This is a genomic window from Candidatus Pseudomonas auctus (assembly GCF_048654275.1).
Classification (GTDB): Bacteria; Pseudomonadota; Gammaproteobacteria; order Pseudomonadales; family Pseudomonadaceae; genus Aquipseudomonas; species Aquipseudomonas pharyngis.
Genome location: NZ_JBJYZK010000002.1, coordinates 245,603 through 268,786 on the forward strand (window position 1 = coordinate 245,603; position 23,184 = coordinate 268,786).

The window sequence follows — 23,184 nt, forward strand, 5'->3', positions numbered from 1 at the left end:
TGCTCGCGATAGCGGTTTGTCAGTCAACGAAAATGTTGCATGAACCGCCCTCATCGCGAGCAGGCTCACTGCCACAGGAACCAAAACAGCAAAATCCAGAACAATCCACAGAGGTTGAATCATGGCGGGCAACACCGATCGTGCAGGCAGTAAACCGTTGATCGAAAGGCGTTCGATCGACTACATCCCGGAAGCGGAAAGACACGGTCGTCTGTTCAGTCAGTTCACCCTGTGGATGGGTGCCAACCTGCAAATCACCGCGATTGTCACCGGGGCCCTGGCCGTGGTGCTGGGCGGCGATGTGTTCTGGTCGTTGATCGGTTTGCTGATCGGTCAACTGCTGGGCGGCGGGGTGATGGCGCTGCACGCGGCGCAAGGGCCGAAGCTTGGCCTGCCGCAGATGATTTCCAGCCGGGTGCAGTTCGGCGTCTACGGCGCGGCGATTCCGATCGTGCTGGTGTGTCTGATGTACCTCGGCTTCACCGCCACCGGAACGGTGTTGTCCGGTCAGGCGCTGGGCCAGTTGTTCGGGGTCAGCGACACCATCGGCATCCTGCTTTTCGCCAGCGTCATCGTGGTGGTTACGGTGCTCGGCTATCGGGTGATCCACTGGATCGGCCGCATCGCCAGTGTCATTGGCGTGATTGCTTTCGTGTACCTGTTCAGCCGTCTGATGAGTCAGGTGGACGTCGGCGCACTTCTGGAAATCCGCCACTTCAGCTGGAGCAGTTTCCTGCTGGCGGTGTCGCTCGCGGCCTCCTGGCAGATCGCTTTCGGCCCTTACGTGGCGGATTACTCGCGTTACCTGCCAAGCAAGGTGTCTTCGGTGAAAACCTTCTTCGCCGCAGGCGCCGGTTCGGTAATCGGTGCGCAGGTGGCGATGATCCTCGGTGTGTTCGCGGCCGCTTCGGCCAACGGGCAATTCGCCGGTCATGAGGTCGCTTACATCGTGGGTCTGGGCGGGACCGGTGCCACCGCCGCGCTGCTGTATTTCAGCATCGCGTTCGGCAAGGTCACCATCTCCACCCTGAACTCCTACGGCAGCTTCATGTGCATCGCGACCATCATCAGCGGCTTCCGTGGCCACCTGACGGTTACCCGCATGCAGCGTCTGGTGTTCGTGCTGGGGATCGTCGGCGCGGCGACCCTGATCGCGCTGCTCGGCCAGCACTCGTTCCTCGGTGCGTTCAAGTCCTTCATCCTGTTCCTGCTGGCGTTCTTCACGCCGTGGAGCGCGATCAATCTGGTGGACTACTACTGCATTACCCGCGAGCGCTACGACGTACCGGCGCTGGCGGATCCGAACGGTCGCTACGGCCGCTGGAACATCCTCGGTATCAGCGTTTACGTGTTCGGGGTGCTGGTGCAACTGCCGTTCATTTCCACCAAGTTCTATACCGGTCCATTGGTAGCAGCCCTGGGGGATGTGGATATTTCCTGGATCATCGGTCTCGTGCTGCCCGCAGCGCTGTACTACGTCTGCGCGAAAAAATGGCACGGCACCGTACCCGATCGACTGATTCTGCCCGTCGAGCAGGACAGCGTTGTACAACCTAAAACAAGCGGGGCCGGTCGCGCTGCGGCGCAGGCCTGATTTGGACGTGGACAGGGCTGGATGCCTCTTGACTGCCGTAAGCCAATTCATGATTAGGAGCGTCACAACAATGAAATCGAACAAGACCCTGCTGACCACATTGCTTTCCATGGGCCTGCTGGCCAGCGCCGGCGCGACCCAGGCCGCCGGCTGGTGCGAGTCCGGCAAACCGGTGAAATTCGCCGGCCTGAACTGGGAAAGCGGCATGCTGCTTACCGACCTTCTGCAAGTGGTGCTGGAAAAAGGTTACGACTGCAAGACCGACAGCCTGCCGGGCAACTCCATCACCATGGAAAACGCCCTGAGCAGCAACGACATCCAGATCTTCGCCGAAGAATGGGTTGGCCGCAGCGAGGTCTGGAACAAGGCCGAGAAGGCCGGCAAGGTCGTCGGTGTCGGCGCGCCGGTGGTCGGTGCGGTGGAAGGCTGGTACGTGCCGCGCTACGTGATCGAAGGCGATGCCAAGCGCAAGATCGAAGCGAAGGCACCGGACCTGAAAAACATCGCCGATCTGGGCAAATACGCCGCCGTCTTCAAGGACGCCGAAGAGCCTTCCAAGGGCCGCTTCTACAACTGCCCGGCCGGCTGGACCTGCGAGCTGGACAACAGCGAAATGCTGAAAAGCTACGGCCTGGAAAACAGCTACACCAACTTCCGCCCGGGCACTGGTCCGGCGTTGGATGCGGCCGTGCTGTCGAGTTACAAACGTGGCGAGCCGATCCTGTTCTACTACTGGACGCCAACCCCGCTGATGGGCCAGATCGACGCAGTCAAACTGGATGAGAAACCGGGCGTCGACAAGACCGTGACCATCAAGGTCGGTCTGTCCAAGACCTTCCACGAACAAGCGCCGGAGCTGGTGGCCGTGCTGGAAAAGGTCAACCTGCCGATCGACCTGCTGAACCAGAACCTGGGCCGCATGGCGAAGGAACGTATCGAGTCGCCAAAACTGGCGAAAATCTTCCTCAAGGAACATCCTGAGGTCTGGCATGCGTGGGTCAGTGAAGACGCTGCCAAGAAAATCGACGCGGCGCTGTAGGTCGAATTCCTCCCGGCCAACCGAGAGGCTGGCCGGGGTGTTCGCCGCAATCGCTTGATTGAGTTTCCTGATTGAGAGCCGCTTATGTTTCCCGAAAGCTTTACCTTTTCCATCGCCGACTGGGTCAACGGTTGGGTCGATGCGCTGGTCACCAACTATGGCGATGTGTTCCGCCACATCTCCGACACCCTGCTGTGGGCCATCGTCAATCTTGAAGGCCTGCTGCGCGCCGCACCGTGGTGGTTGATGCTGGCCATCGTCGGCGTCGTGGCCTGGCATGCAACGCGCAAAGTCGTGACCACCGCCGTGATCGTCGGTCTGTTGTTCCTGGTCGGCGCCGTCGGTCTGTGGGACAAGTTGATGCAGACCCTCGCGCTGATGATGGTGGCGACGGTCATTTCGGTGCTGATCGGCGTACCGCTGGGGATTCTCTCGGCGCGCAGCAATCGCCTGCGTTCGGTGCTGATGCCGCTGCTCGACATCATGCAGACCATGCCGAGCTTCGTGTACCTGATTCCGGTGCTGATGCTGTTCGGCCTGGGCAAGGTGCCGGCGATTTTCGCCACCGTGATCTACGCCGCGCCGCCGCTGATCCGCCTGACCGATCTGGGCATCCGCCAGGTCGACGGCGAAGTGATGGAAGCCATCAACGCCTTCGGCGCCAACCGCTGGCAGCAACTGTTCGGCGTGCAACTGCCGCTGGCCCTGCCGAGCATCATGGCCGGGATCAACCAGACCACCATGATGGCCCTGTCGATGGTGGTAATCGCCTCGATGATCGGCGCCCGTGGCCTGGGTGAAGATGTGCTGGTGGGCATTCAGACCCTCAACGTCGGACGCGGCCTGGAAGCCGGTCTGGCGATCGTGATTCTCGCAGTGGTCATCGACCGCATTACCCAGGCGTATGGTCGGCCACGGCATGAGGTGAGCAAATGAGCAACGCAACCGTGAGCAAGATCGAAGTCAAAAACGTCTTCAAGATTTTCGGCAACCGCGCCAAGGACGCTCTGGCGATGGTCGGCCAGGGCAAGACCAAGGATCAGGTGCTGAACGAAACCGGTTGCGTGGTCGGGGTCAACGACTTGTCCCTGAGCATCGGCACCGGCGAGATCTTCGTGATCATGGGCCTGTCCGGCTCCGGCAAATCGACCCTGGTGCGCCACTTCAACCGTCTGATCGACCCGACCAGCGGCGCGATCCTGGTGGATGGCGTGGACATCCTGCAATACGACATGGACGCCTTGCGCGAATTTCGCCGGCACAAGATCAGCATGGTGTTCCAGAGCTTCGGTCTGCTGCCGCACAAGACCGTGCTCGACAACGTCGCCTACGGCCTGAAAGTGCGCGGCGAGAGCAAGCAACTGTGCGCCGAGCGCGCGCTGCACTGGATCAACACCGTGGGCCTCAAGGGCTACGAAAACAAATACCCGCACCAGCTCTCCGGCGGCATGCGCCAGCGTGTAGGTCTGGCCCGGGCATTGGCGGCGGACACTGACATCATCCTGATGGACGAAGCGTTCAGCGCGCTGGATCCGCTGATCCGCGCCGAGATGCAGGACCAGTTGCTGGAGCTGCAAAAGACCCTGCACAAGACCATCGTCTTCATCACCCACGACCTCGACGAGGCCGTGCGCATCGGCAACCGCATCGCGATCCTCAAGGACGGCCGCCTGATCCAGGTCGGTACGCCGAAAGAGATCCTGCATTCGCCGGCGGACGAATATGTCGACCGCTTCGTGCAGCGGCGGGCGGCGGTGGTTTAAACAGATTTGTGTTGGCTGGGCCGGCCCCATCGCGAGCAGGCTCGCTCCCACAGTTGGAATGCGGTCTCCTGTGGGAGCGAGCTTGCTCCGGGCGGCGATCCGACGATAGCGTCGGCAAAGCTGGATCAATGTTCGGGTGAGGTTTTAGATGTCCCAGGCTGAAAAAATCGTTATCGCCGACGCCCCGATGCGTTGGCAGGATGTGGTCGCAGTCGCTCGTCATGGCGCGCAGCTCGAGCTGTCGGCGCAGACCTGGGCGCGCGTTGAAAACGCGCAAGGCATCGTCCAGCGCATCGTCGCCAGCGGCGAGCGCGCCTATGGCGTGAACACCGGGCTCGGTGCGCTGTGCAATGTTTCGCTGAAAGACGAACAGCTCAGTCAGCTGTCGCGCAACACCTTGCTCAGCCATGCGTGCGGCGTCGGTCCGGTACTGGCCGACGAGCAGACCCGCGCGATCATGAGTGCTGCGATCCGCAACTACAGCCACGGCAAATCCGGCATTCATCGCCGGGTAGTCGAAGCGCTGCTGGCGCTGCTCAATCGCGGTATCACCCCGCAAGTACCGTCCCAGGGTTCGGTGGGTTACCTGACCCACATGGCGCACATCGGCATCGCGCTGCTGGGCGTGGGCAATGTCAGCTATCGCGGGCAGATCGTGTCTGCACAGCAGGCGCTGGCCGAAGAGGGCCTGCAACCGGTGCAGCTCGGGGCGAAGGACGGTCTGTGTCTGGTCAACGGCACGCCGTGCATGACCGGCCTCGGTTGCCTGGCGATCGCCGACGCCACGCGTCTGCTGCAATGGGCCGACGTGATCGGTGCGATGAGCTTCGAAGCCCAGCGCGGCCAGATCGCCGCGTTCGATGCCGAGATCATTGCGCTCAAACCGCATCCGGGCATGCAGCAGGTCGGCGTCAATCTGCGCGCCTTGCTCGATGGCAGCGAAGTGATCGCCGCGAGCAAAGGCATTCGCACTCAGGATGCCTTGAGCATCCGCTCGATCCCGCAGGTGCACGGTGCCGCCCGCGATCAACTGGAACACGCGATCAAACAGATCGAAACCGAACTCAATGGCTGCACCGACAACCCGTTGCTGCTGGGCACACCGGACGATTTCCGGGTGATGTCCCAGGCCAACCCGCACGGGCAATCAGTGGCGCTGGCGGCGGATCTGCTGGCGATTGCGATGGCCGAAATCGGCTCGATTGCCGAGCGGCGTCTGGATCGCCTGATCAACCCGCACGTCAGCGGTCTGCCGGCGTTTCTGGTGGCCAATCCGGGGGTGAACTCCGGGATGATGATCGTGCAATACGTCGCCGCGTCGCTGTGCGCGGAAAACCGCCAGTTGGCGCAACCGGCGGTGCTCGACAACTACGTCACCTCGGGCCTGCAGGAAGACCATCTGAGCATGGGCACCAACGCCGCGCTGAAGCTGCACCGCGCGCTGGAAAACTGCACGCAGATCCTCGCCATCGAGTACCTGCTGGCGGCCCAGGCGTTTGAATTTCTCAAGGAACAGCGCTTCGGCGCGGGCACCGATACCGCCTGGCGACTGCTGCGCGAAAAAGTCCCGGCCTACGATCAGGACCGCTGGCTGGCGCCGGATATCGCCGCTGCCGCAAGCGTTCTGAAAGACCCGGATCTGCTGCACAACGCATTACCGAATTTGCACTGAAAAACTACCCACGCCAGCGTGCCAAGGCGCGGCTCCCCAAAAGGGCAGACGCGACGGACAACGGACATCTCCGGAGCGTCTGGCGAGTTAACAATAAACTCTCAAAAGGAGCACAAAATGACTGCGCTGAACCTGATCCCCGGCCAACTGAGCCTGGCCCAACTGCGCGACGTTTATCAGAACCCGGTCAAGCTGACCCTCGACAACAGCGCCAGCGCGCAGATCGAGGCCAGCGTGGCCTGCGTCGAGCAGATCCTTGCGGAAAACCGCACCGCCTACGGCATCAACACCGGTTTCGGCCTGCTGGCCTCGACCCGCATCGCCAGCGAAGACCTGGAAAACCTCCAGCGTTCGCTGGTGCTGTCCCACGCCGCCGGTGTCGGCCAGCCGATCAGCGATGAGCTGGTGCGCCTGATCATGGTGCTCAAGGTCAACAGCCTCAGCCGTGGTTTCTCCGGGATTCGTCGCGTAGTGATCGATGCGCTGATCGCGTTGATCAACGCCGAGGTCTATCCGCACATTCCGTTGAAAGGCTCGGTCGGTGCATCCGGTGACCTCGCGCCGCTGGCGCACATGTCGCTGGTGCTGCTGGGTGAGGGCAAGGCGCGCTACAAGGGTGAGTGGATGGAAGCGACCGAAGCGCTGAAAGTCGCCGGTCTGACCCCGCTGACGCTGGCGGCGAAAGAAGGTCTGGCGCTGCTCAACGGTACTCAGGTTTCCACCGCATTCGCGCTGCGCGGCCTGTTCGAAGGTGAAGACCTGTTCGCCGGCGCGCTGGCGCTGGGCGGTCTGACGGTGGAAGCGGTGCTCGGTTCGCGCTCGCCGTTCGATGCGCGCATCCACGCTGCCCGTGGCCAGAAAGGCCAGATCGACGCCGCTGCCGCTTACCGCGATCTGCTGGGCGAGCGCAGCGAAGTCTCCGACTCGCACCAGAACTGCGAAAAGGTGCAGGACCCGTACTCGCTGCGTTGCCAGCCGCAAGTCATGGGCGCGTGCCTGACCCAGTTCCGTCAGGCCGCCGAAGTGCTGGCCATCGAAGCCAACGCCGTGTCCGACAACCCGCTGGTGTTCGCGGCCGAAGGCGACGTGATTTCCGGCGGCAACTTCCACGCTGAACCAGTGGCCATGGCCGCTGACAACATGGCGCTGGCCATTGCCGAAATCGGTTCCCTGAGCGAGCGCCGCATCTCGTTGATGATGGACAAGCACATGTCGCAGCTGCCGCCGTTCCTCGTCGCCAACGGAGGCGTGAACTCCGGCTTCATGATCGCCCAAGTGACCGCTGCGGCCCTGGCCAGCGAAAACAAGGCGCTGTCCCATCCGCATTCGGTGGACAGCCTGCCAACCTCCGCCAACCAGGAAGACCACGTGTCGATGGCCCCGGCCGCCGGCAAGCGCCTGTGGGAAATGGCCGAGAACACGCGCGGGATTCTTGCGGTGGAATGGCTGGCGGCGGTGCAGGGCCTGGACCTGCGCAACGGCCTGAAGACCTCGACCAAACTGGAGCAGGCCCGAGGGATTCTGCGTCGCGAAGTGCCGTTCTACGAGAAGGACCGCTTCTTCGCACCGGACATCAATGCGGCGACCGAACTGCTGGCTTCGCGGGTGCTGACTGAACTGGTTCCGGCGAAACTGCTGCCTAGCCTGTAAGAGCCACCCCTCACCCCAACCCTCCCGAAACGTCGGACCGCCCCAAGGGGTAGAGGGGGAAAGGGAGCCGATCTTCATGATTTTCCAGACTTGAGTTCGACTCGATATTTCAGGTCGATGTACTTCGCAAGAACAACCCGGTCAGTCCCCTCTCCCTCCGGGAGAGGGCTAGGGTGAGGGGGCTTTTTAAGGCTGCCCACCAAACAGAATCCAACGGAGGCCTACAGTGAAAACCCTCTGGCAACACTGCCACGTCGCAACCATGGCGCAAGGCGTCTACTCGATCATCGAGGATGCGGCCATCGTGACGTCCGGTGCACTCATCGAGTGGATCGGCCCGCGCAGCCAATTGCCGTCAGGCGAATACCCGGCGGTCAATGACCTGCAAGGCGCGTGGGTCACCCCCGGGCTGATCGACTGCCACACCCACACCGTGTTCGGCGGCAACCGCAGCGGCGAATTCGAGAGGCGTCTGCAAGGCGTCAGCTATGCCGAAATCGCAGCGGCCGGCGGCGGCATCGCCAGCACCGTGCGCGCCACGCGCGAAGCCTCGGAAGACGAGCTGTTCGCCAGCGCCGCCAAACGCCTGAAAAGCCTGATGCGCGACGGCGTGACCACGGTCGAAATGAAATCCGGCTACGGCCTCGATCTGGCCAGCGAGCGCAAGATTCTGCGGGTCATCCGTCGCCTCGCCGCCGAGCTGCCGATCAGCGTGCGCAGCACCTGTCTGGCTGCCCACGCCTTGCCGCCGGAATACAAGGACCGCGCGGACGATTACATCGATCACATCTGCGCCGAGATGCTCCCGGCGCTGGCCGCCGAAGGCCTGGTGGATGCGGTGGATGCCTTCTGCGAATACCTGGCGTTTTCGCCGGAGCAGGTCGAACGGGTGTTCATCGCCGCGCAAAAACTCGGTCTGTCGGTGAAGCTGCACGCCGAGCAATTGTCGTCGCTGCACGGCTCCAGCCTCGCTGCGCGCTACCACGCACTTTCCGCCGATCACTTGGAGTTCATGGACGAAGCCGACGCCATCGCCATGGCCGAGTCCGACACCGTCGCGGTGTTGTTGCCGGGCGCGTTCTACTTCCTGCGCGAAACCCAGTTGCCGCCGATGGACGCCCTGCGCAAACACAAGGTGAAAATCGCCATCGCCAGCGACCTCAACCCCGGCACCTCGCCAGCGTTGTCTTTGCGCCTGATGCTGAACATGGCCTGCACCTGTTTCCGCATGACTCCGGAAGAGGCATTGGCCGGCGCCACGATTCACGCGGCGCAAGCCTTGGGCATGGCCGAGACCCACGGTTCGCTGGAAGTCGGCAAGGTCGCCGATTTTGTCGCCTGGCAGATCGACCGCCCTGCGGATCTGGCGTACTGGCTCGGTGGTGAACTGGACAAACGCGTCGTGCGTCACGGCGTTGAATCAAGTCTGTAGGAGAGCGGTTGTGGATAAGGTTCTGAACTTCAAACAAGGTCGCGTGCCGCTGCTGATCAGCATGCCCCACGCCGGTGTGCGCCTGACCCCGGCGGTCGAGGCCGGGTTGATCCCGGACGCGAAAAGCCTGCCGGACACCGACTGGCATATTCCGCAGCTCTACGATTTCGCCGCCGAACTGGGCGCCAGCACCCTGGCGGCCGAGTACTCGCGATTTGTCATCGACCTGAACCGGCCGTCCGACGACAAACCGCTGTACGCCGGCGCCACCACCGGGCTGTACCCGGCGACCCTGTTCGATGGCATTCCGTTGTTCAAGGACGGGCAGGAGCCGTCGAAAGAAGAGCGTGCGACCTATCTGGAGCAGATCTGGACGCCGTATCACCGCACCTTGCGGGAAGAGCTGGCGCGGCTAAAAGCCGAGTTCGGTTACGCACTGCTGTTCGATGCGCATTCGATCCGCTCGATCATCCCGCACCTGTTCGATGGCAAGCTGCCGGACTTCAATCTCGGCACCTTCAATGGCGCCAGTTGCGATCCGCAGTTGGCCACGCAACTGGAAGCGATCTGCGCACGCCATGGCGATTACAGCCATGTGCTGAACGGACGCTTCAAGGGCGGCCACATTACCCGTCACTACGGTAACCCGGCCGAGAACATCCACGCCGTGCAACTGGAACTGGGCCAGTGCACCTACATGGAAGAGTTCGAACCGTTCCGCTACCGCGCCGATCTGGCGGAGCCGACGCGGGTGGTGCTCAAGGAGTTGCTGCAGGGGCTGCTTGCCTGGGGCGCGACTCGCTACAAATCCTGAATACACACCAGGAACCCTGTGGGAGCGAGCTTGCTCCCACAGTTTTTGTGGTGACCACAGGTTTGTGCACGGCTTGGGTCGCCACCGTGCAAATCCCGGTCGCCTCAGTTCGCTTTTCCCGCTCGTCTGCTGCGTAATGTTTCGGCCACGGTGCAAGAAGACACCGATCCGAACAATAACCCGCTGCCGCACGAGACGATCCCACATGAAAAGACTGTTCACTCGTTGTGCGTTAATCCTCACCGGCAGTGCGCTGCTCAGCGCCGGCGCCATGGCTTCCGATGATGCTTCCTGCAAAACCGTGCGCATGGGCGTGGTCAACTGGACCGACGTGATCGCCACCAGCGGCATGGCCGACGTGCTGCTCAACGGCCTCGGCTACGAAAGCAAACAGACCAGCGCCGTGCAGCAAATCATCTTCGCCGGCATCCGCGACAAGCGTCTGGATATCTTCCTCGGCTACTGGAAACCGGCGATGGACAAGAATATTGCGCCGTTCCTCGCCGCCAATCAGGTCAAGGTCATGGACAAGCCAAGCCTGGCCGACGCCCAGGCGACGTTGGCAGTGCCGGATTACGTAGCGGCGGCGGGGCTGAAAACCTTCGGCGACATCGCTAAATTCAAGGATCAGCTCGGTGGCAAGATCTACGGCATCGAGCCCGGCAGCGGCGCCAACACCACGATCAAGACCATGATCGAAACCAACCATTTCGGCCTGAAGGATTTCAAGATCGTCGAATCCGGTGAGGCCGGCATGCTCGCCGCCGTGCAGCGGGCGGTGAACCGCAAGGAGTTCGTGGTGTTCGTCGGCTGGACCCCGCACCCGATGAACATCAACATGAAAATCACCTACCTGACCGGCAGCGAAGATGTTTACGGCCCGAACGAAGGCGCCGCCACCGTTTCCACCGTCACCGCGCCGGACTACGCCGAGCGCTGCCCGAATGTTCATCGACTGCTGGAAAACCTGACCTTCACCGCCGCCCAGGAAAGCCAGTTGATGGTGCCGATCATGGAGCGCAAGACCCCTCAGGAAGTGGCGAAGACCTGGCTGCGTGAGCATCCCGAAGACCTGCAACGCTGGCTGGCGGGTGTCAGCAGTTTCGATGGCAAGGACGGCGAGGCCACGGTTCAGGCCAGCCTGAAAAACTGATGAGTACCTATCCACTTTCACCGGCGATGGCGGCGTTCGTTGCCAGAACCGAAAGCTTCGCCAGCGATGACAGCAGCCTCGGCGGATTGCGCAAATCCTATGACGACATGTGCCGCGCCTTCACGCCCGAACGGCCGGCGGGTCTGGAGGTGGTGGATTTCCAGTTGAGCGGGGTGGCGGTGCGTTCGTATCGCCCGCCCGTCCGGCCATCGGCCAGTGGCTGGCCGTGCGTGTTGTACCTGCACGGCGGCGGTTGGGTGGTCGGCGGGCTGGATTCCCATGACTTCATCTGCTGCGAGCTGGCCATGGCGCTTGGGGCAATGGTGGTGGCGGTGGATTACCGGCTGGCGCCGGAGCATCCGTTCCCGGCCGGTTTCGAGGATTGCCTGAGCGTCTGGCGCGCGTTGCGCAGTGGGCCCTTCTGGTTCGACCCCGGACGGATGCTGGTGGCGGGCGACAGCGCCGGGGGCAATCTGGCGGCGGCGCTGTGCCTGGCGCTGCGCGATGCCGGCGAGTCGCTGCCGGGCGCGCAGGTTTTGATCTATCCGGGGCTGGGAGGCGACGAGCAGTTACCGTCGCGCAGCGAATGCGCCGATGCGCCGTTGCTCGCCAGCAGCGATCTCGACTGTTATCACGCCTTGTACCTGCGCGGCACCGCGAAGCCGAACGCCTATGCGATGCCGTTGCTGGCCCGGGATTTCCGCGGTCTGCCCCCGGCCTGGATTGCCGTGGCGCAGTTCGACCCGCTGCGTGACGACGGCATGTGCTACGCCGAACGGCTGAACGCGGCGGGCGTCGACGCGGCGCTGTATTACGGCGAAGGGCTGGTTCATGGCTGCCTGCGAGCGCGGCATCAGGTCGCCGAGGTCGATCGTCTCTTTGAGAACCTGCTGGGGTTCATGGCTGACAAAATGTGACAGCGCACGGGCATGCTCATTGACGTAAATCGGGTTTATGATGCCGGACGGCAGAATAATAGAAGTCCCCCCAGGGATGACCTCGACCCCTTACGGAGCGCGCAATGCAGACTTTGTTTCCGCAGATCAAACCTCACGCACGGCACGATCTGGCCGTCGATGACACCCATACGCTGTACGTCGACGAAAGCGGTTCACCGGAAGGTTTGCCGGTGGTGTTCATCCACGGAGGTCCCGGCGCCGGGTGCGACGCCCAGAGTCGCCGCTATTTTGATCCGAACCTGTATCGCATTGTCACCTTCGATCAGCGCGGCTGTGGTCGTTCCACGCCTCACGCCAGCCTGGAAAACAACACCACCTGGGATCTGGTCGAAGACCTCGAGCGCATCCGTAAACATCTGGGCATCGACAAATGGGTGCTGTTCGGCGGTTCCTGGGGTTCGACCCTGGCGCTGGCCTACGCGCAGACCCATCCGGAGCGCGTGCATGGGCTGATCCTGCGCGGGATCTTTCTCTGCCGTCCGCAGGAAATCGAATGGTTCTACCAGGCCGGCGCCAGCCGACTGTTCCCCGACTACTGGCAGGACTACCTCGCGCCGATTCCGCTGGACGAACGCGACGACCTGCTCAGCGCGTTCCACAAACGCCTGACCGGCAACGACCAGATCGCCCAGATGCACGCAGCCAAGGCCTGGTCGACCTGGGAAGGGCGCACCGCGACCCTGCGCCCGAATCCGCTGGTGGTCGACCGTTTCTCCGAGCCGCAGCGCGCCTTGTCGATCGCGCGGATCGAATGCCACTACTTCACCAACAATGCGTTCCTTGAGCCAAACCAGCTGATCCGCGACATGGGCAAGATCGCTCATCTGCCGGGCGTGATCATCCATGGTCGCTACGACGTGATCTGCCCGCTCGACAACGCCTGGGAGCTGCATCAGGCCTGGCCGAACAGCGAGCTGCAGGTGATCCGCGATGCCGGCCACGCCGCGTCCGAACCGGGCATCACCGATGCACTGGTGCGCGCCGCCAGCAAAATGGCCCGGCGCCTGCTCGACCTGCCGCCCGAAGAAGCATGAAGGGGCTGTTGCAGCGCGTGAAAGGCGCGCGGGTCGAAGTGGCGGGCGAGGTGGTTGGCAGTGTCGATCAGGGTTTGCTGGTGCTGGTGGCGGTAGAACCCGACGACACGCCGGCCAGCGCCGACAAACTTCTGCATAAGCTGCTTAACTATCGAGTGTTCAGTGACGCCGAGGGCAAGATGAATCTGTCCCTGGCGGATGTGGGCGGCGGGTTGCTGCTGGTCTCTCAGTTCACCCTCGCTGCCGACACCAAAAGCGGGTTGCGCCCGAGTTTCTCGACCGCCGCCCCTCCGGCGCTGGGCGAAGAATTATTCGACTATCTATTAAGCAAAGCGAAACAGATGCATGGCACAGTGGCATCAGGTAGATTCGGCGCGGATATGCAGGTGCACCTGGTCAACGATGGCCCGGTAACCTTCCTGTTACAGACATGAAAGTGCTTGAAACAACTTTTTAAGGGCTTTTCGACTGAAAACAGGGAATTTTCGCGATAAATACTTTGTTACCCCTGATGCGTTGTCACGCGGGCTACTAGATAATCGCGCGCTACGGGGATCAGCGTTCGTTGGTCCATTTTGACTTAGGTAGAGACTTGTCCGGATCCGATTGGGGAATCATTTTGACCCAGCGGAGTCGGAACAATGCTCGCCAACTTGGCAAGGGTGTCCTGCAAGGTCGGTTTTTTTGTACCGAATCCCTCACAGGCACTTCATCTGGCCGTTGGTTTATTGATCTGTTTTCGGCGAGGGTTGCTCGTGATTGTTAGTCCCTGTAATGCAGCAAAATTGTCTGCCAAACGCTTGCGCAGCGCTCTGGTAGCGGGCTCGGCAGTACTCTGCCTGCTCAGCGCCGGCCAGCTTTGGGCATTCAATCTTGACGATGTGTCGGTCAAGGCCAAAGAGCTGGCCGGGCAGAAGTTCGAAGCCCCGCGCAGCAACCTGCCGAACGAATTCCGTGAAATGAAATTCGCGGACTATCAGAAGATTCGTTTCCGCACCGAAAAAGCCGAATGGGCCGACCAGAAGACCCCGTTCAAGCTGTCCTTCTATCATCAGGGCATGCACTTCGATACGCCGGTGAAAATCAACGAAATCACCGCGAACACCGTCGAAGAGATCAAATACGATCCAAGCCGTTTCGATTTCGGCGACCTGCAGTTCGATCCGAAGGCCACCGAACAACTGGGCTACGCCGGTTTCCGTGTGCTGTACCCGATCAACAAGGCGGACAAGCAAGACGAAATCATGACCATGCTGGGCGCGAGCTACTTCCGCGTCGTCGGCAAGGGTCACACCTACGGTCTGTCGGCCCGTGGCTTGGCGATCGATACCGCTTTGCCGTCCGGCGAAGAATTCCCGCGTTTTCGCGAGTTCTGGATTCAGCAGCCGAAGCCGGGCGACAAGCACCTGGTGATCTTCGCCCTGCTGGATTCGCCACGTGCGACCGGCGCCTACCGTCTGATCCTGCGTCCGGGCAGCGACACCATTGTCGACGTCAAGGGCCAGATGTACCTGCGTGACAAGGTTGGCAAGCTCGGCATCGCGCCGCTGACCAGCATGTTCCTGTTCGGCGCCAACCAGCCGTCGAAAGTGCTCAACTACCGTCGTGAACTGCACGACTCCAGCGGTCTGTCGATCCATGCCGGCAACGGCGAGTGGATCTGGCGTCCGCTGAACAACCCGAAACACTTGGCTGTCAGCCAGTTCAGCGTCGAGAACCCGCGTGGTTTCGGTCTGCTGCAACGTGGCCGTGACTTCAGCCACTACGAAGACCTCGACGACCGCTACGACAAGCGCCCAAGCGCCTGGATCGAGCCGAAGGGCGACTGGGGCAAGGGCACCGTTGATCTGGTCGAGATCCCGACTGCGGACGAAACCAACGACAACATCGTTGCGTTCTGGAACCCGGAAAAACTGCCGGAGCCTGGCCAGCCGCTGGACTTCGCCTACCGTATGCACTGGACCATCGACGAAGCCGCGCTGCACGCGCCGGACAGCGCCTGGGTCAACCAGACCCTGCGTTCGACCGGTGACGTCAAGCAATCGAACCTGATCCGTCAGCCGGATGGCAGCGTTGCCTACCTGGTCGATTTCGAAGGCCCGTCCTTGGCCGCTTTGGCCCCGGATGCGGACGTTCGCAGCCAGGTCAGCGTCGGCGACAACGCCGAACTGGTCGAAAACAGCGTGCGCTACAACCCGGAAACCAAAGGCTGGCGCCTGACCCTGCGGATGAAGATCAAGGACCCGAGCAAGTCCACCGAGATGCGCGCAGCCCTGGTGCAGCCAGTGGTGACCGCTGATCTGGCCAAGTCTTCGGTACCGACGTCCAATTCGTCGGTAGCCAAGGCCGACAAGGTTGCCGCCAAGCAACAAGAGAAAGCCGACAAGGAAGCGAAGGCCGCCGAGGCCAAACAGGCCGACGCCAAGCCGGTTGCAGATGCCAAGGACAAGGCCAACAAAGACGCCAAGCAGCCAGCCGCTGCGGACGCGGCCCCAGCCACACCGGAATCGGCGCCGACTGAAGAAGTCCTGACCGAGACCTGGAGCTATCAGTTGCCTGCCGATGAGTAACTCTCAAGTACAGCCAGAGACTCTGTCCGAGTACCTGGCGCATCTGCCGATGACCGACGAGCAGCGCGCGGAACTCGCGGGCTGCCAGTCCTTCAGCGAATTACATGAACGCCTGTCGTCCAAGACCTTTGACGCACCGACCGAAGCCGCCCAGGCTTCGGTGGGCAAGCGCCTGATCCTGAGCACCGCCGAAGAGCTGCAAGACGCGGAAATGCTGGTGCTCGACGCCAGCGGCCGGGTCAGCATGAAGGCCACGCCGCCGATCCGTCGGACCAAGGTCGTGCCGGAGCCGTGGCGCACCAACATTCTGGTGCGTGGCTGGCGTCGCCTGACCGGCCGGACCAACCCGCCGCAACCGCCGAAGGACGCCAACGTGCTGCCGGCGGCGCGCTGGCGCACGGTCGGTTCGATCCGTCGCTACATTCTGCTGGTGCTGATGCTGGGCCAGACCATCGTCGCCGGCTGGTACATGAAAGGCATCATGCCGTACCAGGGCTGGTCGTTCGTCGATCTGGAAGAAGTCCTGCATCAACCGCTGCTGCAAACCGCCACGCAAGTGCTGCCGTATGCGCTGCAAACCAGCATTCTGATCATGTTCGGGATTCTGTTCTGCTGGGTGTCGGCCGGTTTCTGGACCGCGCTGATGGGCTTCCTCGAATTGCTCACCGGCCACGATAAATACCGGATCTCCGGTAAAAGTGCCGGCAACGAGCCGATTCCGAAAGACGCGCGCACCGCACTGGTGATGCCGATCTGCAACGAAGACGTGCCTCGGGTGTTCGCCGGTCTGCGCGCGACGTTCGAGTCGGTCGCCGCTACCGGTGACTTGGACCGTTTCGACTTCTTCGTCCTCAGCGACAGTAACGACACCGACATCTGCGTTGCCGAGCAGCAGGCCTGGCTGGACGTCTGCCGCGAAGCCAAGGGTTTCGGCAAGATCTTCTATCGCCGCCGTCGCCGTCGCGTCAAACGCAAGAGCGGCAACCTCGACGACTTCTGCCGTCGCTGGGGCGGTGACTACAAGTACATGGTCGTACTCGACGCCGACTCGGTCATGAGCGGCGAGTGCCTGACCAGTCTGGTGCGCCTGATGGAGGCCACGCCGGACGCCGGCATCATCCAGACCGCGCCGCGCGCTTCGGGCATGGACACGTTGTATGCCCGCATGCAGCAGTTCGCTACCCGTGTTTATGGTCCGCTGTTCACTGCCGGCCTGCACTTCTGGCAGCTGGGTGAATCCCACTACTGGGGTCACAACGCGATCATCCGCATGAAGCCGTTCATCGACCACTGCGCCCTGGCGCCGTTGCCGGGCAAGGGTGCGTTCTCCGGTGCGATTCTCTCTCACGACTTCGTTGAAGCTGCGCTGATGCGCCGTGCCGGCTGGGGCGTGTGGATTGCCTACGATCTGCCGGGCAGCTACGAAGAACTGCCGCCGAACCTGCTCGATGAACTCAAGCGTGACCGTCGCTGGTGCCACGGTAACCTTATGAACTTCCGTCTGTTCCTGGTCAAAGGCATGCACCCGGTGCACCGCGCGGTGTTCCTGACCGGCGTGATGTCTTACCTGTCGGCGCCGCTGTGGTTCTTCTTCCTGGTGCTATCGACCGCGCTGCTGGCGGTGAACACGCTGATGGAGCCGCAGTACTTCCTCGAACCGCGTCAGCTCTATCCGCTGTGGCCGCAATGGCACCCGGACAAGGCGATCGCGCTGTTCTCGACGACCATCGTGCTGCTGTTCCTGCCGAAGCTGTTGAGCATCATCCTGATCTGGGCCAAGGGTGCGAAAGAGTTTGGCGGCAAGTTCAAGGTGACCGTGTCGATGCTGCTGGAGATGCTGTTCTCCATGCTGCTGGCGCCGGTGCGGATGATTTTCCACACCCGTTTCGTCCTCGCCGCGTTCCTCGGCTGGGCCGCGACCTGGAACTCGCCGCAGCGTGACGACGACTCCACGCCGTGGAGCGAAGCGGTCAAGCGTCACGGTCCGCAGACCCTGCTGGGCTTCTTCTGGGCGCTGCTGGTGATCTGGCTGAACCCGAGCTTCCTGTGGTGGCTGGTCCCAATCGTCGGTTCGCTGATGCTGTCGATTCCGGTGTCGGTGATTTCCAGCCGCGTCGGTCTGGGCCTCAAATCCCGTGACGAGAGCCTGTTCCTCATCCCCGAGGAATACAATCCGCCACAGGCGCTGCTGGCCACCGATCAGTACACCCACGAAAACCGCTGGCACGCACTGAATGACGGCTTCATCCGCGCGGTGGTCGATCCACAGCAGAACGCCCTGGCGTGCTCGCTGGCGACTTCGCGTCACGGTCAGGCCGAGCCGATCGAATGGCTGCGCCAGGAACGTGTGCGTCACGCGATCAAGGTCGGCCCGGCCGGGCTGAACAACCATGATCGCCTGCAATTGCTGAGCGATCCGGTGGCCCTGGCCCGTCTGCACGAGCAGGTGTGGGCCGAAGGCCACGCCGAGTGGCTGGACGCCTGGCGGGCTTCGGTGAAAGCCGATCCCCACGCGCCGCTGCTGCCGCTCAAGCCGGTGAGCTTGCAGGCGCAACCGGCCTGATGAAGAAACCCCGCGAAAGCGGGGTTTTTTTTGCCTGCCGATTACCGTCGCGGATCACTCGTTCCCACGCTCTGCGTGGGAATGCAGCCCGGGACGCTCTGCGTTCCATCCGGCACCAACCGATCAAAAAACCTTGTGCAAACGGACGAGTGCGTTAGCATCCGTCCCCGAATTGGCGCACCCGGACAATCTTGTCCATTTCTGTCGGTTTTCGCGCCGCAAACGCAATGGTTTTGGGGACTTGAAGATGAAGAAGTATCTGTCGATGCTGCTGGTCGGCGTCACGGCACTGGTTGCAGTCAATGCGGCGCAGGCCGGCGCAATCGACGACGCGGTCAAGCGTGGCTCGTTGAAAGTCGGCATGGATCCGACCTACATGCCGTTCGAAATGACCAACAAGCGCGGCGAAATCATCGGTTTCGAAGTCGACATCCTCAAAGCCATGACCAAGGCCATGGGCGTCAAACTGGAGCTGGTCTCCACCGGTTACGACGGGATCATCCCGGCGTTGATGACCGACAAGTTCGACATGATCGGCAGCGGCATGACCCTGACCCAGGAACGCAACCTGCGCCTGAACTTCAGCGAACCGTTCATCGTGGTCGGCCAGACCCTGCTGATCCGCAAGGAGCTGGAAGGCACCGTCAAGTCCTACAAAGACCTGAACACCGCTGACTACCGCATCACCTCCAAGCTCGGCACCACCGGCGAGATGGTCGCCAAGAAGCTGATCTCCAAAGCCAAGTACCACGGCTACGACAACGAGCAGGAAGCCGTGCTCGATGTGGTCAACGGCAAGGCTGACGCCTTCATCTACGACGCGCCGTACAACGTGGTCGCGGTGAACAAGGTCGGCGCCGGCAAGCTGGTGTTCCTCGACAAGCCGTTTACCTACGAGCCACTGGCCTTCGGTCTGAAGAAGGGTGACTACGACAGCATCAACTTCATCAACAACTTCCTGCACCAGATCCACGAAGACGGCACCTACGATCGAATCCATGACAAGTGGTTCAAGAGCACCGAGTGGCTCAAGGACATGGAATAACACCCGCTCGCCGATCGTTCCCACGTCGAGGCGTCGAACCGTCTGCGTGGGAACGCATCCTGTGACGCTCCGCGTCACGATCAGGCACGGACGCAGAGCGTCCCCGGCGGCATTCCCACGCAGAGCGTGGGAACGATCATCTGAGAATCTGCAATGAAACAGAAAAAAGCCCAATGGCCCTGGCATGTCCTGACCGTGCTGGTGCTGGTCGGCCTGGCCGGCGCGCTGTATTACGCCACGTCGCTGATGTCCTACGAATGGCGCTGGAACCGTGTGCCGCAGTACTTCGCCTATCAGGCCGAGGAAACCCAGCGCGCGACCGACATTTCCACCGTCAGCGAACTGGTGCGCAAGGGCGGCAGCGCGCAGGTCACCCTGCGCAACGATGCCGGTGACGAGCAGCACCTGACCGTCGACGAAAACAGCCTGCAATTCGCTCAGGGCGACGATGTGGCCGAAGGCGACGTCGTGGGCGTGACCCGGCATTGGGCGGCGGGTCCGCTGTTGTGGGGCCTGTGGACCACGCTTTGGCTGTCAGTGGTGTCCGGGGTGCTGGGTCTGCTGATCGGTCTGGCGACCGGGCTGTGCCGGCTGTCGAACAACCCGACCCTGCGCGACCTGTCGACGATCTATGTCGAACTGGTGCGCGGTACGCCGCTGCTGGTGCAGATCTTCATTTTCTATTTCTTCATCGGCACGGTGATGAACCTGTCCCGGGAGTTCGCCGGGATTGCCGCGCTGTCGCTGTTCACCGGCGCCTACGTGGCGGAAATCATCCGTTCCGGTGTGCAGTCGATTGCCCGCGGCCAGAACGAAGCGGCGCGTTCGCTGGGTCTGAGTGCCGGCCAGTCGATGCGTCATGTGGTGTTGCCGCAGGCGTTCAAACGCGTGCTGCCGCCGCTGGCCGGGCAGTTCATCAGTCTGGTCAAAGACACTTCGCTGGTGTCGGTGATCGCCATCACCGAGCTGCTGAAAAGCGGCCGGGAAGTCATCACCACGTCGTTCTCGCCATTCGAGATCCTGTTCTGCGTCGCCGGCCTGTACCTGTTGATCAACCTGCCGCTGTCGAAAATCGCCAGCCGGCTTGAGCGGAGGCTCGCGCAAAGTGATTGAAGTCCGCGATCTGGTAAAAGTCTTCGACACCCGTGGGCAAGTGGTGCGCGCGGTGGATAACGTCAGCACGTCCGTGGCCAAGGGTGAAGTGCTGGTGGTGATTGGCCCGTCCGGTTCCGGCAAATCGACCTTTCTGCGTTGCCTTAATGGTCTGGAAGAATTCGATTCCGGCTCGGTAAGCATCGACGGCCTGCAACTGGCTGACCCGAAAACCGACGTCAACGCCTACCGCCGCGAAGTCGGCATGGTGTTCCAGCATTTCAATCTGTTCCCGCACATGACCGTGCTGGAGAACCTGTGCCTGGCGCAGAAAGTCGTGCGCAAGCGCGGCCAGAAGGAAAGCGAAGCCAAGGCTCTGGCATTGCTGGAGAAGGTCGGCATCGCCCAGAAGGCCCGCGAGTACCCATCGCGCCTGTCCGGCGGTCAGCAGCAGCGCGTGGCGATTGCCCGGGCGCTGGCGATGGATCCCAAGGTCATGCTGTTCGACGAACCGACCTCGGCTCTCGACCCGGAAATGGTCGGTGAAGTGCTGGACGTGATGAAGAACCTGGCCGTGGAAGGCATGACCATGGTCTGCGTGACCCACGAAATGGGCTTCGCCCGGGAAGTGGCGGATCGGGTGCTGTTCTTCGATCACGGCAAACTGCTGGAGGACGCCTCGCCGGCGGAGTTCTTCGATGCGCCGAAGGATCCGCGAGCCCAGGCGTTCCTGCGGCAAGTCCTCTAAACACAGGACAAAAAAATCGCAGCCAATGGCTGCGATTTTTTTGTGTGCGCGGTTTACACCTTGAACCGGCCCACCAGCGTTTGCAGGTGAGTGCCCAGGCGCGCCAGCTCGACGCTGGAGGCCGCCGTCTCTTCACTGGCCGCCGAGGTCTGATCCGACACATCCCGCACGTTCAGCACGCTACGGTTGATCTCTTCAGCCACGGCGCTCTGCTGCTCGGCCGCCGCGGCGATCTGCTGGTTCATCGCCTGAATCGCCGAAACGGTACGGGTGATGCTTTCCAGCGAACCACCGGCACGCCGGGTCAGCTCGACGCTGCTGTCGGTCAGGGTGCGGCTGTTGTCCATGATCGTTGCCACTTGCTGGGTGCCGTTCTGCAGGCCGACGATCAGCTCTTCAATCTCTTCGGTGGACTTCTGAGTGCGCTGGGCGAGGCTGCGGACTTCGTCGGCGACCACCGCAAAGCCTCGACCGGCTTCACCGGCACGGGCGGCTTCGATGGCGGCGTTGAGGGCCAGCAGGTTGGTTTGCTGGGCCACGGACTTGATCACGTCGAGCACGCTGCCGATCTTGTCGCTTTCGCGCTTGAGCTCGCCCATGGCCTCGGTGGAATGGCCGACTTCGGCGGCCAGACGTTCGATCTGGGCGATGGCCTCGCCAACCACCTTGTCGCCTTCACGGGCCTGCTGGTCGGCGGCGACCGCTGCTTCCGAAGCTTCCTCGGCGTTACGCGCGACTTCCTGCACGGTGGCGGCCATTTCGTTCATGGCGGTGGCGACCTGGTCGGTCTCGATTTTCTGATTGTTGACCCCGGCGCTGGTCTGCTCGGTCACCGCGGACAACTCTTCGGCGGCGCTGGCGATCTGGGTCACGCCGTCGCTGATGCCACCGATCAATTCGCGCAGGCCCTGGGTCATGCTCTGCATCGAGCGCTGCAATTGACCGAGTTCGTCACGGCGCAGGGACACCAGATTGTGGGTCAGGTCACCGGCGGCCACACGTTCGGCGACTTTCAGGGTCTGCTCCAGCGGAATGATGATCTGCCGGGTGATCGCCCAGGCCGCGAGCAGACCGAAGGCCAGGGCCAGCAGGGTGGCGATCATCAGCATGTTTTTGGCGTGCGCGGCATCGGTGTCGCGGACGATGGTCTGAGATTCGGTGAGTTTCTTGCTGACGTCGAGCAGGATGTCGCCTTGGGCCGACATGCGAGCCAGTGCCTTGGCGTTGTTCACCTGGGAGTCGCGGAACTGGCTGACGGCGGCGCGATAAGCCTTCAGCGATTCGGTGGCCTGTTGCAGGTTGGCGATGTGTTGCTCGGGTAGTTTGCTCGGCAGGCTTTCCAGATTGTTCAGGGCGGCGGCGATGGCATCCAGCGCCGGTTGTTCGGCTTCGGCCTTGCCGCTGTAGGTGTAGCCGCGCACCTGATAGCGCGCCTGCTGCAGCAGTTTGCTCAGCTCGATCACGCTGTTGAATTGCGCGACGCTGTCGCCTTGCAGCAGGGATTTCTCGACTTCGCTGACCTTGGCCACCGCGTTATCGGCGCTGGCGCCGAGTTTGCTGCGGGCGTCTTCACGCTGCACGGTGGCCTGGGTCATGTCGCCAAAGGCGCGTTTGTACTCGGCAACCGCCGCCAGTTGCTGATCGATCATGGCCACGTCGGACGGTTGCTCGATCATGCCGCGGGCGCTTTGCAGGCCGGCGTCGAGTTTGCCGAGCAGGTCGTTGACCGCACCGGGGCCCTGTTCGCCACGGCGGGCTTCATAGTCCAGACGCGCCAGACGCAGGTCCTTGGTCAGCTCGTTGAGGCTGGAGATGAAGCCGAGCTTGTCGCCCCGGCTGATGATCCCGCTCATGCCGGTCCAGCCGGTGAAGGTGATCAACAGGGTCAGCAGCAGCACCAGGCCGAAACCGATTCCAAGCTTACGTTTAACGCTGACGTTTCCAAGACTCTCGGCTAACCAACGGTACATGCGACGACTCCCCTCGGACCACTAATTGGACTTATGGGGAGGGTATCGGCCGCATGATGGCAATCTGTAACGCCTTTTGTCCGGAG

The 23,184-nt window shown here is 62.2% G+C and carries 18 protein-coding genes and 1 pseudogene; 17 read left to right on the forward strand and 2 right to left on the reverse strand.

What is annotated here, in order from left to right; genetic code table 11:
* Positions 1-121: 121 nt before the first annotated feature.
* The 17 genes from ACKUG4_RS04705 (at position 122) to ACKUG4_RS04785 (ending at position 21,128) form a co-directional block, all read left to right on the forward strand.
* A complete protein-coding gene (locus ACKUG4_RS04705; RefSeq protein WP_445433549.1) occupies positions 122-1,594 on the forward strand; it encodes a purine-cytosine permease family protein in 1,473 nt (490 codons plus the stop codon).
* A 70-nt stretch (positions 1,595-1,664) separates the two neighbouring features.
* Positions 1,665-2,633 carry an ABC transporter substrate-binding protein gene (locus ACKUG4_RS04710; protein WP_064592859.1) on the forward strand — a complete coding sequence of 323 codons (969 nt, stop codon included), beginning with the start codon at positions 1,665-1,667 and terminating at the stop codon, positions 2,631-2,633.
* An 84-nt stretch (positions 2,634-2,717) separates the two neighbouring features.
* Positions 2,718-3,569, forward strand: coding sequence for an ABC transporter permease (locus ACKUG4_RS04715; RefSeq protein WP_007952475.1), 852 nt, complete (start codon positions 2,718-2,720; stop codon positions 3,567-3,569).
* Positions 3,566-4,396 carry a quaternary amine ABC transporter ATP-binding protein gene (locus tag ACKUG4_RS04720; protein ID WP_011332047.1) on the forward strand — a complete coding sequence of 277 codons (831 nt, stop codon included), beginning with the start codon at positions 3,566-3,568 and terminating at the stop codon, positions 4,394-4,396. Before ACKUG4_RS04715 ends, ACKUG4_RS04720 begins: the two co-directional genes overlap by 4 nt.
* A 148-nt stretch (positions 4,397-4,544) precedes the next feature.
* Positions 4,545-6,068, forward strand: a complete 1,524-nt coding sequence (gene hutH, locus ACKUG4_RS04725) for a histidine ammonia-lyase (RefSeq protein ID WP_445433550.1) — start codon at positions 4,545-4,547, stop codon at positions 6,066-6,068.
* 117 nt (positions 6,069-6,185) lie between these two features.
* Positions 6,186-7,718, forward strand: coding sequence for a histidine ammonia-lyase (gene hutH, locus ACKUG4_RS04730; protein ID WP_085647999.1), 1,533 nt, complete (start codon positions 6,186-6,188; stop codon positions 7,716-7,718).
* A gap of 226 nt (positions 7,719-7,944) precedes the next feature.
* A complete protein-coding gene (gene hutI / locus ACKUG4_RS04735) occupies positions 7,945-9,150 on the forward strand; it encodes an imidazolonepropionase (protein WP_445433551.1) in 1,206 nt (401 codons plus the stop codon).
* 10 nt (positions 9,151-9,160) lie between these two features.
* Positions 9,161-9,964 carry an N-formylglutamate deformylase gene (gene hutG, locus ACKUG4_RS04740; protein WP_445433552.1) on the forward strand — a complete coding sequence of 268 codons (804 nt, stop codon included), beginning with the start codon at positions 9,161-9,163 and terminating at the stop codon, positions 9,962-9,964.
* Positions 9,965-10,169: 205 nt separating this feature from the next.
* Positions 10,170-11,117, forward strand: a complete 948-nt coding sequence (locus tag ACKUG4_RS04745) for a choline ABC transporter substrate-binding protein (protein WP_085648002.1) — start codon at positions 10,170-10,172, stop codon at positions 11,115-11,117.
* Positions 11,117-12,034, forward strand: a complete 918-nt coding sequence (locus ACKUG4_RS04750; protein WP_445433553.1) for an alpha/beta hydrolase — start codon at positions 11,117-11,119, stop codon at positions 12,032-12,034. The genes ACKUG4_RS04745 and ACKUG4_RS04750 overlap by 1 nt, the downstream gene beginning before the upstream one ends.
* A 104-nt stretch (positions 12,035-12,138) precedes the next feature.
* Positions 12,139-13,110: a prolyl aminopeptidase gene (pip, locus tag ACKUG4_RS04755; RefSeq protein ID WP_007952436.1), complete on the forward strand. Its 972-nt coding sequence runs from the start codon at positions 12,139-12,141 to the stop codon at positions 13,108-13,110.
* Positions 13,107-13,544 carry a D-aminoacyl-tRNA deacylase gene (gene dtd / locus ACKUG4_RS04760; RefSeq protein WP_064592873.1) on the forward strand — a complete coding sequence of 146 codons (438 nt, stop codon included), beginning with the start codon at positions 13,107-13,109 and terminating at the stop codon, positions 13,542-13,544. Before pip ends, dtd begins: the two co-directional genes overlap by 4 nt.
* 321 nt (positions 13,545-13,865) lie before the next feature.
* Complete coding sequence (locus ACKUG4_RS04765) at positions 13,866-15,680, forward strand: glucan biosynthesis protein G (RefSeq protein WP_085648155.1); 1,815 nt, start codon at positions 13,866-13,868, stop codon at positions 15,678-15,680.
* Positions 15,673-18,243, forward strand: a complete 2,571-nt coding sequence (mdoH, locus tag ACKUG4_RS04770; protein WP_064592875.1) for a glucans biosynthesis glucosyltransferase MdoH — start codon at positions 15,673-15,675, stop codon at positions 18,241-18,243. Before ACKUG4_RS04765 ends, mdoH begins: the two co-directional genes overlap by 8 nt.
* Positions 18,244-18,490: 247 nt before the next feature.
* The gene (locus tag ACKUG4_RS04775) at positions 18,491-19,288 is read left to right on the forward strand and encodes a transporter substrate-binding domain-containing protein (RefSeq protein ID WP_085648005.1); all 798 of its coding nucleotides are present in this window, start codon (positions 18,491-18,493) and stop codon (positions 19,286-19,288) included.
* Positions 19,289-19,441: 153 nt separating this feature from the next.
* Positions 19,442-20,401, forward strand: a complete 960-nt coding sequence (locus tag ACKUG4_RS04780; RefSeq protein WP_134825203.1) for an amino acid ABC transporter permease — start codon at positions 19,442-19,444, stop codon at positions 20,399-20,401.
* Positions 20,394-21,128, forward strand: a complete 735-nt coding sequence (locus ACKUG4_RS04785; RefSeq protein WP_064592877.1) for an amino acid ABC transporter ATP-binding protein — start codon at positions 20,394-20,396, stop codon at positions 21,126-21,128. Before ACKUG4_RS04780 ends, ACKUG4_RS04785 begins: the two co-directional genes overlap by 8 nt.
* Before the next feature lie 53 nt (positions 21,129-21,181).
* On the opposite strand, the gene ACKUG4_RS04790 is transcribed toward ACKUG4_RS04785, so the two are convergent.
* Both ACKUG4_RS04790 and ACKUG4_RS04795 read right to left on the reverse strand, forming a co-directional pair.
* Positions 21,182-22,054, reverse strand: a complete 873-nt coding sequence (locus ACKUG4_RS04790; RefSeq protein ID WP_371850981.1) for a methyl-accepting chemotaxis protein — start codon at positions 22,052-22,054, stop codon at positions 21,182-21,184.
* Positions 22,037-23,098, reverse strand: a pseudogene (locus ACKUG4_RS04795) (methyl-accepting chemotaxis protein); the annotation flags it as partial. The pseudogene ACKUG4_RS04795 and the gene ACKUG4_RS04790, both read right to left, overlap by 18 nt.
* Between the last annotated feature and the right edge of the window lie 86 nt (positions 23,099-23,184).

Excerpts from the sequence above, each read along its gene's own strand:
- pip (WP_007952436.1), top strand. The coding sequence starts at position 12,139 with ATGCAGACTTTGTTTCCGCAGATCAAACCTCACGCACGGCACGATCTG.
- mdoH (WP_064592875.1), top strand. The coding sequence starts at position 15,673 with ATGAGTAACTCTCAAGTACAGCCAGAGACTCTGTCCGAGTACCTGGCG.
- ACKUG4_RS04750 (WP_445433553.1), top strand. The coding sequence starts at position 11,117 with ATGAGTACCTATCCACTTTCACCGGCGATGGCGGCGTTCGTTGCCAGA.
- hutH (WP_445433550.1), top strand. The coding sequence starts at position 4,545 with ATGTCCCAGGCTGAAAAAATCGTTATCGCCGACGCCCCGATGCGTTGG.
- ACKUG4_RS04715 (WP_007952475.1), top strand. The coding sequence starts at position 2,718 with ATGTTTCCCGAAAGCTTTACCTTTTCCATCGCCGACTGGGTCAACGGT.
- ACKUG4_RS04705 (WP_445433549.1), top strand. The coding sequence starts at position 122 with ATGGCGGGCAACACCGATCGTGCAGGCAGTAAACCGTTGATCGAAAGG.
- ACKUG4_RS04775 (WP_085648005.1), top strand. The coding sequence starts at position 18,491 with ATGAAGAAGTATCTGTCGATGCTGCTGGTCGGCGTCACGGCACTGGTT.
- ACKUG4_RS04780 (WP_134825203.1), top strand. The coding sequence starts at position 19,442 with ATGAAACAGAAAAAAGCCCAATGGCCCTGGCATGTCCTGACCGTGCTG.
- ACKUG4_RS04790 (WP_371850981.1), bottom strand. The coding sequence starts at position 22,054 with ATGCAGAGCATGACCCAGGGCCTGCGCGAATTGATCGGTGGCATCAGC.
- hutH (WP_085647999.1), top strand. The coding sequence starts at position 6,186 with ATGACTGCGCTGAACCTGATCCCCGGCCAACTGAGCCTGGCCCAACTG.
- dtd (WP_064592873.1), top strand. The coding sequence starts at position 13,107 with ATGAAGGGGCTGTTGCAGCGCGTGAAAGGCGCGCGGGTCGAAGTGGCG.
- ACKUG4_RS04710 (WP_064592859.1), top strand. The coding sequence starts at position 1,665 with ATGAAATCGAACAAGACCCTGCTGACCACATTGCTTTCCATGGGCCTG.
- ACKUG4_RS04745 (WP_085648002.1), top strand. The coding sequence starts at position 10,170 with ATGAAAAGACTGTTCACTCGTTGTGCGTTAATCCTCACCGGCAGTGCG.
- ACKUG4_RS04720 (WP_011332047.1), top strand. The coding sequence starts at position 3,566 with ATGAGCAACGCAACCGTGAGCAAGATCGAAGTCAAAAACGTCTTCAAG.